A 19635-nucleotide genomic window follows, 5' to 3' on the forward strand; every position below is an offset into this window, starting at 1 on the left:
TCGGAAACCGCACTTGCGGTCAATCCCTCGCGTCAGGATTGCCCTTTGCAGGCCAACGATCACGGGTGTTCTGGCGGCCCAGCTATTCCTGCGGCGGCTCGTCCTCGGCCTCGCGGACCAGATCCGACAGCGGCATGCCCAGCCCCCGGGCCAGCTTTTGCATGGTGTTGATCGTCGGCATGTGGCGGCCAAGCTCCAGCAGGGAGACGAAGCGCATCGAGACATCGGCGCGCCGCGCCAGCGCCTCTTGCGACAGGTCCTGCGCCAGACGGCGGCGGCGCAGGACGGTGGCGAAGGCCAGGGCGAGGGGCTCGACGGTGCGGGGCGCGGGTTTTATCGACAAGGGCTGTGCTCCGGATGGTTCGGGAAGGATGCTACACCGCAAATGCTATGAATTCAAATCGTGATCTGACGGAGGCCCGCGATGCCTGAACCCTCACCGACAATCGACTGTGGCCACTGCGGCACGCCGGTCAAACGCAGCGTCCGGACTTGCCCCGCCTGCCATGCGCAGCGCGGCGTCGGCCGCATCGCCAGCGGTCGCGTCGTCGGCCCGGAAAAGATTCCGAAGCTGCGGCGCCAACTGGCCTTGTTTCTGGCGGGCCTGGTGGTGTTCTGGGCGACCGGCGTCTGGGAAGGCGCCGTGGTCTGTGGCGTCGTCGCGCTAGGGCTGGTTCTTCAGTCTGGCAGCGTGATCTTCAGCCGCGGCCAGGAATACTGGTTCCGGTAGGGATCTCGGCCCGCAATTCCCTTTGATCTCGCACATCTTTCGCAGGAGTTTTGCATGAATCCCAAATCCTTTTTCCTTGCCCTGGCGCTGGCAGCGCTGGCCAGCCCGGTCGCCGCCGAGACCTATCTTGGCCGCTGCAAGATGGGCGAATGCCTGCATTACGACCAGAGCGGGCGCCGCGTCGAAGGGCAGGGCTCGGCACGGGTGCCGGGCCAGCTGGTCCGGGTGACGCTGCGCGAGGCGGTCTCGGACCGGCCCGATACGCCGAAAAGGCGCCTGAAGTTCGAGGCGCCCTCCGAGGTGCGGTTCTTTTGCAGCACCGCCCGCCCGGCCTTTGGGCTGAAGGGCGGCGGCTATCAGGGCCTGAACCTGGGCCAGATCTCTGGCGCGACGGAACTGGTCGCGAACATGTATCTGCGCGCCTGCCATCCGGGCGTGGATCCCGGCCGGAACATCGAGGCGACGCTGCGAGGCCTCGGCTATCGTCCGACGCCCAACGGCATCTTTGCCAGCTTCGAGGCGCTGATCCGCTAGGATCGGCACGTCCGGGCCGCGATGCGCAATGCGCGCATCTGACGAACGCAATCCTTGCGCAGCGCACGACACGCCGCCCGACAATCCCATGCCCCAGCCCCCGCCGCGCCGCCGCGCGGCGGCCATCCCGCTTATATGCCCGTTACCGGAGGACGCCCCCATGCTCAAGACCCTCGCTCTGACCACCTGCCTCGGCCTGATCCTGGCCGCGCCGCTGGCCACCCCGTCGCTGGCCGAAACCTATACCGATCCCGATTCCGCCTGGTGGGGCGCCTTCCTGGAAACCCTCGACGGCACCGCGCCCGACCTTGAGGCGCTGGCGCTGCAAGACCCAGAATATCTCGCCGCCGACGAATTCAGCCGCGACGAGGCACGGACCAAGGTCATGGCCCGCCTTGCGGCCGACCGCGCCAATATCGACCCCGCCACGGCCGAGGTGGTGCTGTCGATTCGCGCCGAATTTGGCGATTACGACAGCGCGCGCGGCGGCTTTCCGGTCAGCATCTTTACCCCGACCTCGCGCCTGCCGTTGTCCATGGGTCGCAGCCTGTTCTTCCGCAACTGGCAGGACGTCGCGCTGTTCCCGGCGACGCGCGACGAAGGCCGGGCCCTGCGCCAGAAGATCGGTCAGGACAGCCTGCTGGCGCGGGTCGACATCCGCGACATCCGCAAATCCCGGACCCGCAGCGGCGGCTACGAAGGCCATGTCGCCCGCGTCACCTATTCCACCACCACGGGCAGCGAGATCGGCCAGATCATCCCGCACGACGCCATCGCCGCAGATCCCGCTGTCGTCGCCGCACAGACCGAGGCGGCGCGGCAAACCATCCTGACCGCCGCCGGGATCCCGCCGCTTGGCACGCGCTGGGACGACGCGAAACAGCATCTGCAGCCGCTCTGGCCGGTGATGGCCAGCAGCGATTTTGTAAACTGGGGCACCGCCAAGCGCGTGGCCTATTTCTGGAAGGACGGCGCGGTGCAACAGGACGAGGCGCATGATCCGGCCAAGGGCTTCCGGCTGTATCTGCAGCAACGCGAGGCCGGCTGGATGCCGCAGGACGGCGAGCATATCAGCGTGACCGACCTGCTTTACGGAAGCGGGGCGAGCGCGGTCGACACAAGGGGCCTTGGCCCGGGCCTCGCCTGCTACACCCCCGAGGTGTTCGACCGCTGCGCCGTGCTGATCTTTGAACCCAAGGACGGCAGCCATGTCCTGACCGGCGCTTACGGCGTCATCGAACAGCCCGCCGCCACCAGCGCGGAAGCGGCGTTCACCACATTCCTCGGCGATGCCGCAGGTGCCTTCGACGGCCTCACCACCATCGCTGACTACGACCGCGAAGACATCCGCCAGGCCCGCAAAGCCCCGATCACCGGCGGCCGCGGCGTCCCGACTTTCGCCGCAGGCGCAGGCCAGCCCCTGACCGCCAACTTGCCCTATGATCCGCTGAAAAACACCACCGGCATCGAGGCCATCCAAAGAGAAATCGCGATCTATGCCATCGAAGGCGCAGAGGGCAGGACGCCGGTAGTCTATGTTATCGGGCAGTGAGGGTGGTCAGGGCAGATCCGGCTCCGACACGCCGACATCTTGCACAAGATTGCCGTCGCCGTTGACCATGATCACCGTGGTGCCGAACGCCATCCGAAGCCGCTCCTGATCTTCGTCCCGCACGAAGGACAGGCGCGGCGCCTCGATCCCCTCGTCCTGCGCGATCTGCCGGGCACGGCAGATCAGCTCGGCGCGCGTCAGTCGCTGCCGTCCAGTGGTGCGCCCAACACGCCCAGAATCTGTGCCATCCTGCCCTGCAACTTGTCGATCTGGTGTTTCTGCACGGCGAGATTCTTTGTGATTTGTTGCATCAGATCGCGGCTCTGGCCCTCGGCCTCCATTGCTGTTGCCGCCCGTTCCACCTGATCGCCCACCCGGGTGATCTCGGCCAGAAAGAGGTCGATCCGGTCCGAAAGGCCCGGCGCCTCTTCCTGCGCCAGCAATGCCTGTAGCGGCCCGATCAATGCCGTCAGCTTGCGCAGTTCGGCCAAAAGCGCTGGCCATTCTGTTGGGGGTGAGGGTGCCGTCATTCAAAGTCTCCAACCTGTTGCCAATGTTTTGCCATCTTTGCAAAAAATGCTCGCGCATTGCTTTTGCCAGAATTCGCCCGGCCTGCCTGCGCCGCAGGTTAGACATGATCCGCGCCAGGCGGCGCCCTAGGTTTACGAAGAGCTCAAAGGGGTTTTCAGCGCGTCGAATAAATTCAGCATGGTCGTCAGCGCGGCGCGCTCTTCCTCGAGTTGTGCCACGCGATCCTCGAGATGCTGAATCCGGTTGTTTTGCTGATGAAGAAACTGCTCGATCTGCTGTGTGAGCTTCAATTCCAGCGGGCTGAGCATATCCGTCAAGATAGCCTCCTGTGATTCTGGGATGGGAGATTGGCAGATCAATACCGGGTTGTTGACGCAGGATCTGCCAGAAGTCTGGGTCGGGTCTTTTTGAAAAGCCGTAACGTCGCGAATTATACGTTGCACGTTCTTCATAGGAATGAATCAGTTCTCGCAAGGAGGTAATCCTCTGGCGGCGGCGGCGCCTTATTGCGGCAGGCCAGTCGGGATCGACCCCCGGCTCCTGTAGATAAACCCGCATGAACTGGGCGCCCGGCGAAAATTCCTGACTGAAACACAGCCCGGAGAGCGCCCAATTTCGGTGGGTGCTTCTCTCAAGGAAAACGACGTCGTTCTTTCTTGACTGCACAACGTTGATACCCATGGTATCCAACCCCGGCTTCATGGAGGCAATCAGATATTTGCGGTCTTTGATGCCTCCTTGTTTGATCAGATCCTCTGCCAACGCCACCGTCTGCTCAGGCACGGAGATGTCAAATGGCTTTCCAAGTCTTTCGGCTTCGGCCTTCTGCTTGAGGATTTTATTGGACAGTCTGACCAGCTTTCGCCGTTCAGGTGCGCGCGGATCAGCCCATCGAAACCTCAGGTTCACATAGTCCGTAAAGAAATCCCAGATTTCCGAACTGCCCATTCTCGGGAAATGTGCATTATAGGATCGCCAGTGCCCATTTTCATTCCGAATGCCGCGCGCCATCATGATATTCACTTCAAGCCTGCCGGTATGGGTGTGGGTGCCGACCAGGGGCTGCATCCGGGCAGAAACCGGAACCCCGGCCCATGCGATTTCGAAAAACAGCTTCAGGGTCTGAGCAATTTTTTGCCGTGAATCTGGGTCGCCAGCATTGAAGGCGGAGACTGAAATATCCTGCTCATGGAAAGACAGCGTGGCAAAGTTGTAGCGATGCTTGAATGGCAAGGCATTCAGACCTAGCGGAAAAATATCCTTGTCGCCCAGCAAAAGCTCTGGCTGCGGATCGCGCTGCAAACTTAGGGGCTGCTCTGCGATTGTCTTTCGCACCGCCGAATTCAGCATGTAATCCACTGCGATTTTCGGACTGGTATCCGGCCTGTCTCCGGAATGTGGCGACCAGGTCAGCATCATAGCGCTAGACTTTCTGCCAGACGCACCAGCCTGCGATCTATCGTCACCAGATCCATATGCACCTTGATGACGGTAGGATTGCCCTCTGTCTGAAGAGCCTGCGAGACATGCGCCAGTTCGCGTCGCATTGCCTGAAGTTCTTCCAACAGATCAACCACTGCTGAGGACTGCTGGGCCTCCATCACGTCCCGCAACAGATATGCGGAGATGGACATGCCCGCTGCCTTTGCAAGCGTCCCGGCCTTTTCCCAGACCGCCTGAGGGGCATATATTTCCCTGCGCTTGGCCAGATCGGCGGAGGGCTTCTTAGGGCGGGGCATGTCTGATCCTATTGTTCTGTCATCATGGATTTTGTTTTACCCCCGGCTCTTGGGGACTCTTGTTGCAGCCTCTGTTTCCACGTTCTTTCGCTCGGCGCGAGAATCACCGAAAACCGCGAAAATCGGAACAGATCTTTTTGCGACCCGTGATGCAGGGTGTGGGAACCGAGCGCGTGCCATTGCGATGCTACGACTGCGCGGGATACCGACAGTGTCCCAAGCCCGTCCCCTAGCACGACAGCCCGTTATCCCGCGAGCAGGCCGAGCCCCGCCCCTTGGCCGCGATTTCCATCAGGCGCGGCGATATCGCATCCTTATCGCAAATCCCTCTGCGGTGAACTCTGCCAGAACAGCATCGTGGCCTGGATACGAGTCCTGCATCGCGGGCAGCAGCATTTCCGGCGGGGTGTTGTCGGTCACCCGCTCCCCACCGATAATCTGACCATCGCTGATCATCAGCACATAATCGCCGGGCCGCAGGACACCGCCACCAATACGGTCGGCCATCTCATCGCAATCCCCGATTTCGATCAATTCAGCCTCTGTCACAACGGCAGCCACGGCAGTCGGGAGATTGCCGCAAGCATAAGGTCAGGCGGGCTGGTTTCGGTGTAGCGCTCTTCGGTCATCGAGCCTCCGGCATGGCCCAGAATATCCTTGCGGACCTGTTCGCGAACATCCGCCATTCGTCCCAGCTGGGTGGCGACGTAATGGCGAAACGAATGAAAGGTCTTTTCGGCACGCTGAGTGGTGATCTGGCGATCCACCAGTTTATTAAAGCGGTAGTTGATCTGATCGCCGAACTTCCCGCCCTCTTCATCGCCGGTCGCTTGTTCGATGGGCGGCAGCTTTTGGGGGCGCATGTCGGGAAACAGATCGGCGCGCGGACCATCGCGCAGCATTCGATCTTGCGCCCATGCCACAAGACCCATCTCCAGCAGCTGAGGATGCAGAGGCACCAGGCGCGCCGAGGTCAGGTTCTTGAGGCCCCGGTTCGCGTTGATCTGAAGCATCATGCAGGGAATATCGTCAACGGTCAGGATTTCCGCAGCCTTCAGCCCCGCAATCTCGCCGCGTCGCGCACCGCTGAGCGCGGCAATCATCGGCAGCCAGTAAAGCCCGTCACGCAGGACGACATTGCCGGGCTCGTGCCATTTGCCCTTGCTGCGATAACCATGCCAGATTGGGTGGCGAAAGATTGCCTGAACGTCTTCGGCGCTGAATGGTGGACGCTCGTCGCGTTCTCGCCTCGTCTTGCGTTGGCGCAGGCTGCCCGGATCAAGATCGCCCAGATTACGGAAACCCTCGCTGCGGCCTTTGATCAAAAGCTGTCCAAGATAGCCCAGATTGCGATTGATCGTCGTTGCTGACAAACCGACGGGCTGATTCAGCGGGTTTTTCAGGATTTCGGACAGCGGCTTGTCGCGCTGCTTGGGAGATTTCCCATGATGCACCGGCATCTTGTGCATCACCTCGACAAATCTGGCGATATGCTCCTGACGCAGAAAGCGGATGTCGCTGACATGGGTGGCTTCGGCGAAAATCCTGAAGCTTTGCGTCATCTGCGTGATCATCGGCTCCGACATTTTCTGGCGACGCTTGTCATCCATGAGCCGTCCGACCAGAGCCATGAGCGCCGGGTCATAGGCGGGCTGGTCAGTCCCAGCCTGAGTCGCAATTGCAGCCGGTGATGGATCAGCCGATGGTGCGGGCCAGCTTGAATGCGATGCGCCCCCGTCATCAGCCGTAGGGTTTTCCCTGCCTTGCCGAGAAGCTGGGGGCTGGTCCTGATCCGAACCGAAATCGCATCGTGCCAGCTCTGCCGCCTCGCGGGTTTCCTGCTCGGAAATGGATTGTTCTGAACCACTCAGCAGCACCGCGCCGCGGCCGCGATAATAGATCTGCCGCCCGTGGATAAGCTCCAGAGCGGAAAACTGTTCGCGGCCAAGAATATGCCGCATCATGCTGAACGACCGGTTGTTCAGACCCTGCCGAGGATCCTCGGCATAGTTCCGGGCTTCCTGATCCAGAACGCGTTCCAGCATCTTGATGTCCGAATCGCTGCGCCCCTCGGTCTGCATCGCAACCCGATCCGCATCGGTCAGATGGCAACCAGAAGCGCCGCGTTCCGCAAGCAAGCTCAATGCCTTGCCCATGGCCCAATCAGCGGATTTGGCCCGTTCCCATGCACCGGCGGCGGGGTTTTCCGCTTCTGCCAAGCGCAGCGCCGCGATCTTGTGATGTTCACGCGCGATGACGGCCACAAGCAGCTTGCGTGCCTCGTCCTTGTTCAGGCCATCATGGATCATCGCATCGACCACCGCGCAGCTTTCAGCACATAAGATTGTGGCAAGTCGCCGACCAATCAAGGGGTTGGTGGTGCGCAGGCTGATCTGAAAGACCCCGCCGCCCAGGCTGGCAGGCAGACGCTTGCGCCACGTGTAGGTGGCGCCGCGCCGAAAGGTATGCATCTGGATGCCCATGTCGAACTCCTGCGTTGAGGAGCCGATTTCACGGGCGTGCTAAGGCGCGAACTGGTGTCAGATGTATGACACACACATGCACCGCAGCCTATGAGAGGTGCTTATCCAAACAAAACCAAAGAGTTAGCTGAGTTTGGCTCCGGCGGTAGGGATCGAACCTACGACCAATTGATTAACAGTCAACTGCTCTACCGCTGAGCTACGCCGGAACACGGGGGCCGTATAGCAATCACCAATGGGGGCGTCCAGAGGGTTTGCCACAATATTTTCACATCGCATGAAAGCGGCTGTTCCATGCGGTTTCGCCGTCGTTTCCAACCGCGCCAAGGGCCGCCAGCGCGATCAGATGGGCAAGGACGTTGCGGGTCGCGGCGGGAAGCAGCGCCGGCCCGACCTCATAGATTCGCGCCGCAAGACCGGCGGCGTCGGATGGCCCGCCTTCGCGCAGCGCCGACAGGATCTGTGCCGTGCGCGCGCGCCGGTGCTGGGCCAGTTCGGTCAGGCGGGTCTGCGGGTCGGCGATCATCTGGCCATGCGCCGGCAGCAGCCTGGCAGGGGCAACCGCGGCAAGCCGGTCCAGGCTGCGGAAATAATCGGCCAGATCACCATCGGGTGGCGAAATCAGCGTCGTCGACCAGCCCATCACCACATCGCCGCAGAAGATCGTCTGCCCCCATTGAAAGCTGAGATGATTGCCGGCATGGCCGGGTGTGTGCAGGGCCGTCAGGCTCCATTCGCCGGCCGCGACCGTCTCGCCATCGGCCAGCCGGCGATGGGGACGAAAGGTCAGGTCCAGCCCCTCGCCGCCGCCCGCACCGCCGCTTTCGGCCAGCCGCTGCATCAGTGGCGAGCGGCCGGCGAGGGCATCGCCAAAGGCCAGCACTTCGGCACCTGTTTCGGCGGCCAGCGCGGCGACGCCCTCGGAATGGTCGCGATGGGCATGGGTCACGAAGATATGGGTGATCCGCCCGGTTGCGGCCGCTTGCAGGATTGCCTGACGATGAGCCGGCAGGTCGGGGCCGGGGTCGATGACCGCGATCTCGTCACGGCCGATCAGAAAGCTGTTCGTTCCTGCCCCGGTCAGGGGCGAGGGATTGGGGGCAAGGACCAGCCGGACCCCGTCTGGCAGGTCATGGGGCTGCGGCGGCATTGCCGCGGCGCCGGGATTGGGCGGGGCTTTCGCATCATTGCTCATGGCGCTAGCTTAGCGGCGCAACGGCAGGGTTTCCATGGCATTCCGACCTGATTTCACATGGCTGAAGCGACTGTTTCCGCGCGGTATCTATGGCCGGGCCGCGCTGATCCTGTTCTTGCCCGTGGTGACGGTGATGCTGGTGGTCAGCGTCACCTTCCTGCAACGCCATTTCGAAGGTGTGACGCGGCAGATGACCGCAAGCATGGCGCGAGAGCTGGCCTTTGTGGCCTCGCAGGTCGAGCAGCTGCGCGATGGGCAGGATGCCATGCGGCTGGATCAGACCGTGGCCGAGCCGCTTGGCCTGTCGCTGCTCCTGCCGGTGCCGGCGCGTGACACCGATTCTCGGCGCTATTACGACCTGTCGGGGCGCGAGGTGATCGCGGTCCTGCGGGGGCAGGTGCCGCAGGTCACAGGGGTCGACCTGGCGACCGACCTGAAACGGGTCGATGTCACCATGAAGGGGCCGGCGGGGCCTTATCTGCTGTCCTTTGATCGCGCCAGGGTCAGCGCCTCGAATCCGCATCAGCTGCTGGTGCTGATGCTGGCGACCTCGTTGCTGATGTCGGGGATCGCGACGGTTTTTCTGCGCAATCAGCTGCGGCCGATCCGGCGGCTGGCGCGGGCGGCCGAGGAATATGGCAAGGGCCGGATCGTGCCCTATCGCCCTGCGGGCGCGACCGAGGTGCGCAGCGCCGGCACCGCCTTTCTGGACATGCGCAACCGGATCGAGCGCAGCAATGAACAGCGCAAGCTGATGCTGTCTGGGATCAGCCATGACCTGCGCACGCCGCTGACCCGGCTTAGACTTGGGCTTTCGATGCTGTCGCCTGACGATGCCCCCGATCAGGCCGAGATCGACGGCATGACCTCGGATGTCGATGAGATGGCCCAGATGGTCGGCGCCTTTCTGGACTATTCGCGCGACGAGGCGCAGGAAGGCCAGCCGATTCCGACGGAGGCGCTGCCCTTCCTGCGTGGCCTGGTGGCGGATGCGCAGCGCGCGGGTCAGAAGGTGCGGCTGGCCGAGGTGGAAGGGCCCGAGGATGGCCGCGTCTCTTTTCGTCCCGACATGCTGCGACGGGCGCTGGACAACCTGATCGGCAATGCCGTTCGCTATGGCGACCACGCCGAGATCGAGGCCACGCTTGGCCCGCGCAGCCTGCGTATCGCGGTCGAGGATGATGGCCCCGGCATTCCCGATGCCCGGATGGACGAGGCAATGCGCCCCTTCACCCGGCTGGACCCGTCGCGCAACCAGAATCGGGGGCAGGGGGCGGGGCTTGGCCTGTCGATCGCTGCGGATGTGGCGCGTGCCCATGGCGGGCAGTTGCGTCTGGGGCGCGGTGCGCGTCTGGGCGGCCTGCGGGCAGAAATCGTTATCCCGCGCTGACGCTTGGCATCATTTTCGGCATGCTGCATGTCATCGCGTCAGCAGCTCGGGATACGGCGAATGCAATGCAAATGGCGCTTGGGTCCGGCGCGGCGGTGGCGCATATTGAACGATATGGCGTCGGCCACTAAATATGGCGTCGCAGGGGTCGCGCGTCGCCAATCACGGGTCCGCGGCCTCGGGCTTGAAAGGACTGATCATGAACGAATTTGAAACCCAGACTCACCCGGTTTTGCCGTTGCGCGACATCGTGGTGTTTCCGCATATGATCGTGCCCTTGTTCGTCGGGCGCGAGAAATCGGTCCGGGCGCTTGAATCGGTGATGGAGGCTGACAGGCCGATCCTGTTGGCCGCGCAGAAGGATGCCTCGATCGACGAGCCGACCGAAGACGGCATTTACCGCACCGGCGTTCTGGCCAATGTGCTGCAATTGCTGAAGCTGCCCGATGGCACCGTCAAGGTGCTGGTCGAGGGTCGCAGTCGCGTGCGCATCACACGGTTTGTCCATAATGACGACTATTTCGAGGCTTATGCCGAGCCGCTGGATCAGCTGTCGGGCGACGCCGACACCGTGACCGCGCTGACCCGCGCCGTCACCGAAGAGTTCGAGCGTTACGTCAAAGTCCGCAAGAACATCCCGGAAGAGGTGGTTTCCGCCGTTTCCGAGGCGCGCGAACCGGCGCGGCTGGCCGATCTGGTCAGCGGCCATATGGGCGTCGAGATCGAGAAAAAACAGGACTTGCTGGAAACGCTGGATGTCGGCGAACAGCTGGAAAAGGTCTATAGCCTGATGCAGGGCGAGATGTCCGTTCTTCAGGTCGAGAAGAAGATCAAGTCGCGCGTCAAGACCCAGATGGAGAAGACGCAGCGCGAATACTATCTGAATGAGCAGATGAAGGCCATTCAGAAGGAACTGGGCGACGGCGAGGACGGCCAGAACGAGATCGCGGAACTGGAAGAGAAGATCGAGAACACCAAGTTCTCGAAAGAGGCCCGCGACAAGGCCAATGCCGAGCTGAAAAAGCTGAAGTCGATGTCTCCGATGTCGGCCGAGGCCACGGTCAGCCGCAACTATCTGGACTGGCTGTTGAGCCTGCCCTGGGGCGTGAAGTCGCGCACCAAGAAGGACCTGGTGAAGGCCGAGCAGGTGCTTGATGCCGATCACTACGGTCTGGAAAAGGTCAAGGAGCGGATCGTCGAATATCTGGCCGTGCAGAACCGCAGCCAGAAACTGAAAGGCCCGATCCTCAGCCTTGTCGGCCCTCCGGGTGTGGGTAAAACCTCGCTTGGCCGGTCGCTGGCAAAGGCGACGGGGCGCGAATTCATCCGCATTTCGCTTGGCGGCGTGCGTGACGAATCCGAGATCCGGGGCCACCGGCGGACCTATATCGGCTCGATGCCCGGCAAGATCATCCAGGCGCTGAAAAAGGCCAAAACCACGAACCCGCTGATCCTGTTCGATGAAATCGACAAGATGGGGCAGGATTTCCGTGGCGACCCGGCCAGTGCAATGCTGGAGGTGCTGGACCCCGAACAGAACTCGACCTTCGTGGACCACTATCTTGAAGTGGAATACGACCTGTCGAACGTGATGTTCGTGACCACGGCAAACAGCTATAACATGCCTGGGCCGCTCTTGGACCGGATGGAGATCATTCCGCTGGCCGGCTATACCGAGGATGAAAAGCGCGAGATCGCGCGCCGTCACCTGCTGCCCAAGCAGATTGCGGCGAACGGGCTGCGTAAAGGTGAATTCTCGGTCTCGGACGAGGCGCTGACCCATGTGATCCGCTATTACACCCGTGAAGCCGGGGTGCGGTCGCTGGAACGCGAAATCGCCAAGCTGGCCCGGAAAGCCGTGACCGAAATCCTGAAGGGCAAGGTCAAGTCTGTCGACGTGACGCCCGAGAAGGCTGAGGAATATCTTGGCGTTCGTCGGCACCGCTATGGCCTGGCCGAAAAGGACGATCAGGTCGGCGTGGTCACGGGGCTTGCCTGGACGCAGGTTGGCGGCGATCTGTTGCAGATCGAGGCGCTGCGCCTGCCGGGCAAGGGCCGGATGAAGACGACCGGGAAACTGGGCGACGTCATGAAGGAATCGATCGACGCGGCTTCCAGCTTCGTTCGTTCGATCTCGCCGGAACTGGGCATCAAGCCGCCGGAATTCGAGAAGCGTGACATCCACGTCCACGTTCCCGAAGGCGCCACGCCCAAGGATGGCCCTTCTGCCGGTCTGGCGATGGTGACGTCGATCGTTTCGGTCCTGACCCAGATCCCCGTTCGCAAGGACGTGGCGATGACGGGCGAGGTGACCTTGCGCGGCAATGCGCTGGCCATTGGCGGGCTGAAGGAAAAACTGTTGGCGGCGCTGCGGGGCGGTATCAAGACCGTGCTGATCCCGGCCGATAACGAGAAGGACCTGGCCGACATCCCGGCCAATGTGAAGGAAGGGATGACGATCATCCCGGTCAGCAATGTGCGCGAGGTGCTGAAACACGCGCTCGTGCGCATGCCCGAGCCGGTCGAATGGGACGAGGCCGCCGAAGAGGCGGCCGAGGCCGCGCGGGCGGCGTCGGGACGTGACGAGGCCGGCAATTCCGGCGCTTCCGTCGCGCATTGACCTGACCCAGGGTAAAGACCGAAGGGGCGCCAATCGGCGCCCCTTATTATTATTGCGTTGATGAACAATGACTTGTAGGGCAGTATGTGTATGGTTCAGCATTCACCGCACCGCCGCAGGTTGTCGGTTGCCCTTGCGAACGGAACTGTGACCGGCAAAAGGTAGGCAACGATGACCAAACCGTCAAAACCGGGCAGGAAGGACAAGGCTGCCTCTGCCGAAGATGCGCCCAAGCCTGCCCGTGTGGTGCAAAAGCGTGAATTTGTCGACCGTGTGGTCGATTCCATCGGTGGAAAGAAGGGTGATGTGCGCCCCATAGTCGAGGCGACGCTGGAACAGTTGGGCCGTGCCTTTGCGGCTGGCGAGACGCTGGTGGTGCAACCCTTCGGGCGCGCGCGGGTCAGCATGCGCAAGGGGCTGCAAAATGGCGGTGAAGTCATCAACCTGCGCCTTCGCCGGCGTGGTCCGGGCGGCGCCGAGGACGAGGAATAGGACCGTCCCCGCCGTCCGGGGATGGACCGCAGGGTCTGGGGCAAATGCTGGCTGAAAGGCTCTTGCATCGGGGGGGCGGCCCCGCTACATAGCCGCCACCGGGTGATTAGCTCAGCGGTAGAGCGCTTCGTTCACATCGAAGATGTCAGCGGTTCAAATCCGTTATCACCCACCATCATTCAGGGCGCGATGCCCGGGGGTCGGCCGGAAGGCCGGCCCTTTTTTCTGCGTTGCCCGCCGGTCAACCCGGCACAACGCGGCACAGGAAGCAGTTGTTGCTGGCCGAACGGATATCAACGAAAGCGACTTCGCTTCGCCCCAGCAGGGCCGCGCAGCGGGTGACGATCTGATCAGTTGGTGTCACCGAGCCGCTACCATAGATAATGCGCTCGTCCGGTGAATAGGCGCGGGTGATGTAGTGATCGCCTTTCAGGATCTCGTATGGGAAGCCCGGCCCCGCGGCAGGACAGTCGCCGGCGCACAGAAAAATCGGGCCGGTTTCGGCATAGGGATTCAGCCCGGCGAATGGCCGGTGCGCCGCGATCAGATAGGGGGCGCCCTTGGGCACCTGCCGCAGGCAATGGCGACAGGGGGTGCCGCTGCCGTCGGAATGGGCGCGCCGTTCCGGCGCCATGCCATAGGCATCAAGCCCGTCGCGCAGCGCCCATGCGGTTGCGGTCTTGATCGGAACGAAGCGGATGGTCATTTCGGGACTCCTGTTTTGTCGATTGGTTCGATATGACGGGTGGACCCGCGCCATGGGCGCGAGGATCGGGCGTTTCATTCGCGAAGGGGCGAGGGGATGAAGGATATGGACGACGCGACCCAGCTGATCGGGCGCATGGGCCGGGCGGCGCAGGATGCCGCCGTGGCCCTGCGCGAGGCCAGCGCCGAACGCAAGCATGCCGCGCTAATCGGCGCGGCCGAGGCGATGGTTCAGTCGGTGCCAGCGATCCTGGAGGCCAATTCACGCGATCTGGATTTCGGCCGCGACAAGGGGCTGAGCGATGCGATGATGGACCGGCTGCGGCTGGACGAGGATCGTATTCGCGCGATCGCTGACGGGCTGCGCGCGGTGGCCGAACAACCCGACCCGGTTGGCAGCGTCATTTCTGAATGGGACCGCCCGAACGGTCTGCATATCCAGCAGGTGCGCACGCCGATCGGTGTCATCGGCGTGATCTATGAAAGCCGCCCGAATGTGACCGCCGATGCCGGCGCGCTGGCGCTGAAATCGGGAAATGCGGTGATTCTGCGGGGCGGATCGGAAAGCCTGCATTCCAGTCAGGCGATCCATGCCTGCATGGTTCAGGGGCTGGTCTCGGCGGGCTTGCCGGCCGAGGCGATCCAGCTGGTGCCGACCCGCGACCGCGGCGCCGTCAGCGCGATGTTGCAGGCGCAGGGGCTGATCGACGTGATCATCCCGCGCGGCGGCAAGGGGCTGGTCGGTCTGGTGAGCCGCGAGGCGCGGGTGCCGGTTTTCGCGCATCTGGAAGGGATCTGTCACGTCTATGTCGATGCCGATGCCGACCCGGAAAAGGCCATGCGCGTGGTGTTGAACGCCAAGACCCGGCGGACGGGCATCTGCGGCGCGGCCGAATGCCTGCTGATCGACCGTGCCTACCCGCAGGCCGAGGCGCTGATCCATGCGCTGATCAATGCCGGCGTCGAGGTGCGGGCCGAGGGCGATCTGGCCGGGATCGCCGATACCGTCCCTGCGCAAGCCGATGATTTCGGGCATGAATTTCTTGACATGATCATCGCCGCCAAAGCCGTCGATGGTGTCGAGGGGGCGATTGCGCATATCCGCCGCTATGGCAGCCAGCACACGGAATCGATCCTGACGGAAAATGACGCGGCTGCGGCGCGGTTCTTTGCAGCGCTGGATAGCGCGATCCTGATGCGGAATGCCTCGACCCAGTTCGCCGATGGTGGCGAGTTCGGAATGGGGGCCGAGATCGGCATCGCGACGGGCAAGCTGCATGCGCGCGGCCCGGTGGGGGCGCAGCAATTGACCAGCTTCAAATATCTGGTGACGGGCGACGGTGCGATCCGGCGGTAAAGGTCCGATTGCCACCTGCGGCGATGGGTCGCGGTGGCGGTCGGGACAGCCGGCGCGGGGTCGGCAAGGGTTGACATTTGGCCACCCGACCCCAGTTTGCACCCAATGAAATTCCAACAGGCAAAAGGGCATATGCATGGCTAATCAGGGCCCCTGGGGCGGCGGAGGCGGCAATAACGGCGGCGATGACGAGGACGGCAAACGTCCCTCGAACCGCCCTTGGGGGGATCAGCGCCCCCCGAAGGAACCGCAGCGCCCGGAACGTCCCGGTCAGGGTGGCGAGCAGATCCCCGAGATCGAAGAGCTGATGAAGAAAGGCCAGGAACGGCTGCGCGTGCTGATGGGCGGTGGCCGTGGCGGCAACCGCCCCAATGGCGGCGGCGGCGGTGGGCGCGGCGGCCCCAGCTTCAGCCTGAACCGCTCGACCATCGGGTTGATCGGGCTGGGCGTGCTGGCGGCCTGGGCCTTCATGAGCTTTTACCGCGTGCAGACCAACCAGCAAAGCGTCGAGTTCCTGTTCGGTCGCGCCGTATCGGTGGGAACCGAGGGCCTGAACTTTGCCCCCTGGCCGGTGGTCCGCGCCGAGGTCGTTAACGTCACCGATGAACGGGTGACCGAGATCGGCACCGGCTCTGGGCCGATGGATAGCGGGCTGATGCTTACCCGCGACCAGAACATCGTGGATATGGAATATCAGGTCGTCTGGAACATCAACGATCCGGCGAAATACCTGTTCAACCTTGCCGATCCGCGCGACACGATCCGCGCCGTGGCCGAATCCGCCATGCGCGACATTATCGCCCGCAGCGAGCTGGCACCGATCCTGAACCGTGACCGCGGCGCCATCGCCACCGATCTGAAGGATAATGTGCAACAGACGCTGGATGCCTATCAGTCGGGGATCAGCGTCGTCCGCGTCAACCTTGACCGCGCCGACCCGCCATCCGAGGTGATCGACGCCTTCCGCGAGGTGCAGGCCGCCCAGCAGGAACGCGACCGGCTGGAGAAAGAGGCAGACGCCTATGCCAACCGCGTTCTGGCAAATGCCCGAGGCGAGGCTGCGGCCCTGCTGGAACAGTCCGAGGCTTATCGCGCCCAGGCCGTCAACACCGCCGAGGGTGAGGCCGCGCGCTTCAACAGCGTCTATGAGGAATATGTGAAGGCGCCGGATGTGACCCGTCGCCGGATGTATCTGGAAACGATGGAACGTGTTCTGGGCGATGTGGACAAGGTCATTCTTGATCCCGCAACCACCGGCAATTCGGGCGTCGTGCCCTATCTGCCGCTGGATCAGCTGCGCCGCGACCGGCCGGCTGACGCGAATACCTCGTCCAACACCACGACCACCAATCAGGGGGGCAACTGATGGCCGCTCGCAGATCATTTCTGTCCATAATCGCTCTGCCGGCGCTGATCGTCATTGGCGTGGGGGTCATGTCCTCGCTGTTCATCGTGGATGAGCGCGAAAAGGCGCTGGTCCTGCGTCTTGGTCGCGTCGTCGATGTGAAGGAAGAGCCGGGACTGGCCGTCAAGGTGCCCTTCCTCGACAATGTCGAGAAATATGACGACCGTATCCTTGGCCTGCCAACCACGCCGATGGAGGTCACGCCGCTGGATGATCGCCGTCTGGTCGTCGACGCCTTTGCGCGCTGGCGGATCACCGATGTGGTGCGCTTCCGCCAGGCCGTTGGTGCCGGCGGGATCGAAGTCGCGCTTGTCCGGCTGGAACCGATTGTCAGCGCCGCCATCCGCGAGGTTCTGGGTTCGGTGCCCTCGACCGACGTGCTGTCGGATGACCGCACCAGCCTGATGAACCAGATCCGTGACGAGGCACGGCGCAACTCGACCGGTCTGGGCGTCGAAATCATCGACGTGCGCCTGACCCGCACCGACCTGCCCGAACAGAACCTTGCCGCCACCTATGCCCGGATGCGGGCGGAACGTGAACGCGAGGCTGCTGACGAGGTCGCGCGCGGTAACGAGGCCGCACAGCGCGTCCGCGCCGCAGCCGACCGGACCGTGGTGGAACTGACCTCCGAGGCGCGCAAACGTGCCGAGGTGGTGCGCGGCGAGGCCGATGCCGCACGGAACGCGATCTATGCCGACGCCTTCGGGCGCGATCCCGAGTTCTTTGCCTTCACCCGCTCGATGCAATCCTATGAACGGGCCTTGCAGGGCCGCAACAGCGCCTTTGTGATGCAGCCCAACAGCGAATTCTTCGAGTATCTGGCCAATGACGGATCGGACCGGGCCAATCCCGCGCCGGTTCTGGTGCCGCTGCCCAATAGCACCAGCGACGCAGCCGAGGACGAGGTAAGCGAGGGGGCGGGTGACGAGGAACTGGTGACGCCGACGGTCACCGATCGCGAGGGCAACCCCTTGGGTGAATCCGCCGGCGTGACCCTGACCCCGGTGCCCGAAAGCCTGGTGACGCCACCGGAAGCACCCTCTGAAGTGATGCCCCCGGTGGCCGAGGATGGCGAGCAGCCGCCCGCTGCTCAACCGGATGCGGAACCGGATGCGGATGCGCCGGATCCGGCGCCGGCCGGGAACTGAGACTGCAAGGGGGCGGGCCGCGATGCGGACCCGCCCTTCTCGTAACAAAAGTCACGATCAGTTCACCCTGCGAGAGCGTGGTTTATTTGCAACGCATACCTAAATCCATTTCATATCAACCAGATTCCGACGCCCTGCGCTGTCACGCCTGCGGCACGCCGGAACCGTAGAACGATGATGAGGACCATCTGCATGAAACCGATCTCTCGGAAATTCCTTACCGCCTCGGCGCTTGCCGTTTCCCTTGGGCTTGGCGTCGCGGGCGCGCAGCAGGCGATCGAGAACGCCCCATCGGACATCTCGCCCGAGGTGCAGCAGCAGGCGCAAGAGGCCGCCAACCAGAACCAGCCCCTGCAAGCGCCCTCGCAGGTGATGCCCGACAGCTTTGCCGATCTGGTCGAGCGCGTCGCACCGGCCGTCGTGAACATCACCACCACGGCGGTCGTGTCGCAGCCGGCCTTTGGCCAGGGCCCCAACTTTCCCGAAGGCAGCCCGTTTTCGGACCTGTTCCGCGATTTCGGCTTTCCCGGCATGCCTGATGGCGGGCCGCGCGTACCGCAGCGCTCGAACGCGCTTGGCTCGGGCTTCGTGATCTCGTCGGATGGCTTCATCGTCACGAACAACCACGTCATCGAAGGCGCTGACGAGATCGAGATCGAGTTCTATTCGGGCGAGAAACTGCCGGCCGAAGTGATCGGAACCGATCCCAAGACCGACATCGCCCTGCTGAAGGTGCAGCGCGACGAGCCGCTGCCTTTCGTCGAATTCGGCGATTCCGACACGGCGCGGATGGGCGATTGGGTTCTGGCCATGGGCAACCCGTTGGGGCAGGGCTTTTCGGCCTCGACCGGGATCGTTTCGGCGCGGAACCGCGAATTGGCCGGCACCTATGACGACTATCTGCAAACCGATGCTGCCATCAACCGCGGCAATTCGGGCGGCCCGCTGTTTGACATGCAGGGCCGGGTGATCGGCGTGAACACCGCGATCCTGTCGCCCAATGGCGGCTCGATCGGGATCGGTTTCTCGATGGCGTCCAACGTGGTCGCCAAGGTCGTCGACCAGTTGCAGGAATTTGGCGAAACCCGGCGCGGTTGGCTGGGTGTGACCATCCAGGACGTCACGCCCGACATGGCCGAGGCCCTGGGTATCGACCAGGATGGCGGCGCGATGATCACCGAGGTGATGGACGGGCCCGCCAAGGCTGCCGGTCTTGAGGCGGGTGATGTGATCACCGAATTCGCCGGCGGCAAGGTCGAGGATTCGGGCGAGTTGGTGCGCCGCGTGGCCGATTCCCCCGCGGGCGAGCCTGTCGATGTGCTGGTGCTGCGCGATGGCGAGCAGATGACCATGCAGGTCACGCTTGGCCGGCGCGAACTGGCCGAAGGCCAGGGTGCAAGCTCGGTTACCACGGGCAGCGATCAAAGCGAGGGTCTGGTGCTGGGCATGACGCTGTCGCCCCTCACGCCCGAGGTCGCTGCCGAACTGGGCGTTGCGGCCGACCTGAATGGCCTGGTCGTGCGCGAGGTCGATGCCGAGGGCGTCGCCGCCGAAAAGGGGCTGGCCGTCGGCGATGTGATCGTCGAGGCGGGGCAGCAACCGCTGGCGTCGCTGTCGGATCTGGAAGCGCAAGTCGATACGGCCCGCGAGGCCGGGCGCAAGTCGATCCTGCTGCTGATCCGCCGCGCTGGCGAGCCTCGTTTCGTGGCGCTGCCGATTCAGGACAGCTGAGGGCGCAACGGCCGGGCAAA

17 protein-coding genes and 2 tRNA genes are annotated in these 19635 nt (G+C 63.3%); 11 read left to right on the forward strand and 8 right to left on the reverse strand.

What is annotated here, in order from left to right; translation table 11 throughout:
• Positions 1-82: 82 nt before the first annotated feature.
• A complete protein-coding gene (locus FNJ84_RS14835; protein ID WP_255471223.1) occupies positions 83-343 on the reverse strand; it encodes a helix-turn-helix domain-containing protein in 261 nt (86 codons plus the stop codon).
• An 81-nt stretch (positions 344-424) separates the two neighbouring features.
• Here FNJ84_RS14835 and FNJ84_RS14840 point away from each other — a divergent pair, with 81 nt between their 5' ends.
• From FNJ84_RS14840 to FNJ84_RS14850, 3 genes are all read left to right on the forward strand, one after another.
• Entirely contained in the window at positions 425-730 is a 306-nt protein-coding gene (locus FNJ84_RS14840; RefSeq protein ID WP_143793989.1) for a hypothetical protein, read from the forward strand.
• A gap of 54 nt (positions 731-784) precedes the next feature.
• A complete protein-coding gene (locus tag FNJ84_RS14845) occupies positions 785-1264 on the forward strand; it encodes a hypothetical protein (RefSeq protein WP_143793990.1) in 480 nt (159 codons plus the stop codon).
• Positions 1265-1424: 160 nt separating this feature from the next.
• Entirely contained in the window at positions 1425-2816 is a 1392-nt protein-coding gene (locus FNJ84_RS14850; protein WP_143793991.1) for a hypothetical protein, read from the forward strand.
• A gap of 6 nt (positions 2817-2822) precedes the next feature.
• Here FNJ84_RS14850 and FNJ84_RS14855 read toward each other — a convergent pair whose 3' ends face one another.
• From FNJ84_RS14855 to FNJ84_RS14880, 6 genes are all read right to left on the reverse strand, one after another.
• Positions 2823-4763, reverse strand: coding sequence for a hypothetical protein (locus FNJ84_RS14855; RefSeq protein WP_221931988.1), 1941 nt, complete (start codon positions 4761-4763; stop codon positions 2823-2825).
• Entirely contained in the window at positions 4763-4981 is a 219-nt protein-coding gene (locus FNJ84_RS14860) for a hypothetical protein (RefSeq protein WP_143793993.1), read from the reverse strand. The genes FNJ84_RS14855 and FNJ84_RS14860 overlap by 1 nt, the downstream gene beginning before the upstream one ends.
• A gap of 396 nt (positions 4982-5377) precedes the next feature.
• Positions 5378-5647 (reverse strand): hypothetical protein, encoded by a 270-nt coding sequence (locus tag FNJ84_RS14865; RefSeq protein WP_143793994.1) that lies wholly within the window; start codon positions 5645-5647, stop codon positions 5378-5380.
• A complete protein-coding gene (locus tag FNJ84_RS14870) occupies positions 5632-7569 on the reverse strand; it encodes a site-specific integrase (RefSeq protein WP_143793995.1) in 1938 nt (645 codons plus the stop codon). The genes FNJ84_RS14865 and FNJ84_RS14870 overlap by 16 nt, the downstream gene beginning before the upstream one ends.
• A 134-nt stretch (positions 7570-7703) precedes the next feature.
• Positions 7704-7778 (reverse strand) — tRNA-Asn (locus tag FNJ84_RS14875).
• 59 nt (positions 7779-7837) lie between these two features.
• Positions 7838-8764: an MBL fold metallo-hydrolase gene (locus FNJ84_RS14880; RefSeq protein WP_255471224.1), complete on the reverse strand. Its 927-nt coding sequence runs from the start codon at positions 8762-8764 to the stop codon at positions 7838-7840.
• Between the two features lie 34 nt (positions 8765-8798).
• On the opposite strand from FNJ84_RS14880, the gene FNJ84_RS14885 reads away from it, so the two are divergent.
• The 4 genes from FNJ84_RS14885 to FNJ84_RS14900 all read left to right on the forward strand — a co-directional run bounded on the left by FNJ84_RS14885 (position 8799) and on the right by FNJ84_RS14900 (position 13441).
• Complete coding sequence (locus FNJ84_RS14885; RefSeq protein ID WP_143793996.1) at positions 8799-10154, forward strand: ATP-binding protein; 1356 nt, start codon at positions 8799-8801, stop codon at positions 10152-10154.
• 199 nt (positions 10155-10353) lie between these two features.
• A complete protein-coding gene (gene lon, locus FNJ84_RS14890) occupies positions 10354-12774 on the forward strand; it encodes an endopeptidase La (protein ID WP_143793997.1) in 2421 nt (806 codons plus the stop codon).
• 171 nt (positions 12775-12945) lie between these two features.
• Positions 12946-13266: an HU family DNA-binding protein gene (locus FNJ84_RS14895; RefSeq protein ID WP_143793998.1), complete on the forward strand. Its 321-nt coding sequence runs from the start codon at positions 12946-12948 to the stop codon at positions 13264-13266.
• A 100-nt stretch (positions 13267-13366) separates the two neighbouring features.
• A tRNA-Val gene (locus FNJ84_RS14900) sits at positions 13367-13441 on the forward strand.
• Positions 13442-13507: 66 nt separating this feature from the next.
• Here the strand turns inward: FNJ84_RS14900 and FNJ84_RS14905 are convergent.
• Complete coding sequence (locus tag FNJ84_RS14905; RefSeq protein WP_143793999.1) at positions 13508-13972, reverse strand: DUF1203 domain-containing protein; 465 nt, start codon at positions 13970-13972, stop codon at positions 13508-13510.
• Between the two features lie 96 nt (positions 13973-14068).
• Here FNJ84_RS14905 and FNJ84_RS14910 point away from each other — a divergent pair, with 96 nt between their 5' ends.
• From FNJ84_RS14910 to FNJ84_RS14925, 4 genes are all read left to right on the forward strand, one after another.
• A complete protein-coding gene (locus tag FNJ84_RS14910; protein ID WP_143794000.1) occupies positions 14069-15328 on the forward strand; it encodes a glutamate-5-semialdehyde dehydrogenase in 1260 nt (419 codons plus the stop codon).
• Positions 15329-15464: 136 nt separating this feature from the next.
• Positions 15465-16694 carry an FtsH protease activity modulator HflK gene (gene hflK / locus FNJ84_RS14915; protein ID WP_143794001.1) on the forward strand — a complete coding sequence of 410 codons (1230 nt, stop codon included), beginning with the start codon at positions 15465-15467 and terminating at the stop codon, positions 16692-16694.
• Positions 16694-17884 carry a protease modulator HflC gene (gene hflC, locus FNJ84_RS14920; protein WP_185968547.1) on the forward strand — a complete coding sequence of 397 codons (1191 nt, stop codon included), beginning with the start codon at positions 16694-16696 and terminating at the stop codon, positions 17882-17884. Before hflK ends, hflC begins: the two co-directional genes overlap by 1 nt.
• A 192-nt stretch (positions 17885-18076) precedes the next feature.
• On the forward strand, positions 18077-19615 hold the full coding sequence (locus FNJ84_RS14925; RefSeq protein ID WP_255471225.1) for a Do family serine endopeptidase: 1539 nt from the start codon (positions 18077-18079) through the stop codon (positions 19613-19615).
• Positions 19616-19635: the final 20 nt, after the last annotated feature.

Origin of the sequence: Paracoccus sp. M683, assembly GCF_007096355.1 — a bacterium.
In the GTDB taxonomy this organism is placed as follows: Bacteria; Pseudomonadota; Alphaproteobacteria; order Rhodobacterales; family Rhodobacteraceae; genus Paracoccus.

Coding starts and splice junctions, on each gene's coding strand:
- FNJ84_RS14870 (WP_143793995.1), bottom strand. CDS start 7,569: ATGGGCATCCAGATGCATACCTTTCGGCGCGGCGCCACCTACACGTGG.
- FNJ84_RS14880 (WP_255471224.1), bottom strand. CDS start 8,764: ATGAGCAATGATGCGAAAGCCCCGCCCAATCCCGGCGCCGCGGCAATG.
- FNJ84_RS14910 (WP_143794000.1), top strand. CDS start 14,069: ATGAAGGATATGGACGACGCGACCCAGCTGATCGGGCGCATGGGCCGG.
- FNJ84_RS14860 (WP_143793993.1), bottom strand. CDS start 4,981: ATGTCCATCTCCGCATATCTGTTGCGGGACGTGATGGAGGCCCAGCAG.
- hflC (WP_185968547.1), top strand. CDS start 16,694: ATGGCCGCTCGCAGATCATTTCTGTCCATAATCGCTCTGCCGGCGCTG.
- FNJ84_RS14840 (WP_143793989.1), top strand. CDS start 425: ATGCCTGAACCCTCACCGACAATCGACTGTGGCCACTGCGGCACGCCG.
- FNJ84_RS14850 (WP_143793991.1), top strand. CDS start 1,425: ATGCTCAAGACCCTCGCTCTGACCACCTGCCTCGGCCTGATCCTGGCC.
- FNJ84_RS14885 (WP_143793996.1), top strand. CDS start 8,799: ATGGCATTCCGACCTGATTTCACATGGCTGAAGCGACTGTTTCCGCGC.
- FNJ84_RS14925 (WP_255471225.1), top strand. CDS start 18,077: ATGAAACCGATCTCTCGGAAATTCCTTACCGCCTCGGCGCTTGCCGTT.
- FNJ84_RS14905 (WP_143793999.1), bottom strand. CDS start 13,972: ATGACCATCCGCTTCGTTCCGATCAAGACCGCAACCGCATGGGCGCTG.
- hflK (WP_143794001.1), top strand. CDS start 15,465: ATGGCTAATCAGGGCCCCTGGGGCGGCGGAGGCGGCAATAACGGCGGC.
- FNJ84_RS14895 (WP_143793998.1), top strand. CDS start 12,946: ATGACCAAACCGTCAAAACCGGGCAGGAAGGACAAGGCTGCCTCTGCC.
- lon (WP_143793997.1), top strand. CDS start 10,354: ATGAACGAATTTGAAACCCAGACTCACCCGGTTTTGCCGTTGCGCGAC.
- FNJ84_RS14845 (WP_143793990.1), top strand. CDS start 785: ATGAATCCCAAATCCTTTTTCCTTGCCCTGGCGCTGGCAGCGCTGGCC.
- FNJ84_RS14855 (WP_221931988.1), bottom strand. CDS start 4,763: ATGCTGACCTGGTCGCCACATTCCGGAGACAGGCCGGATACCAGTCCG.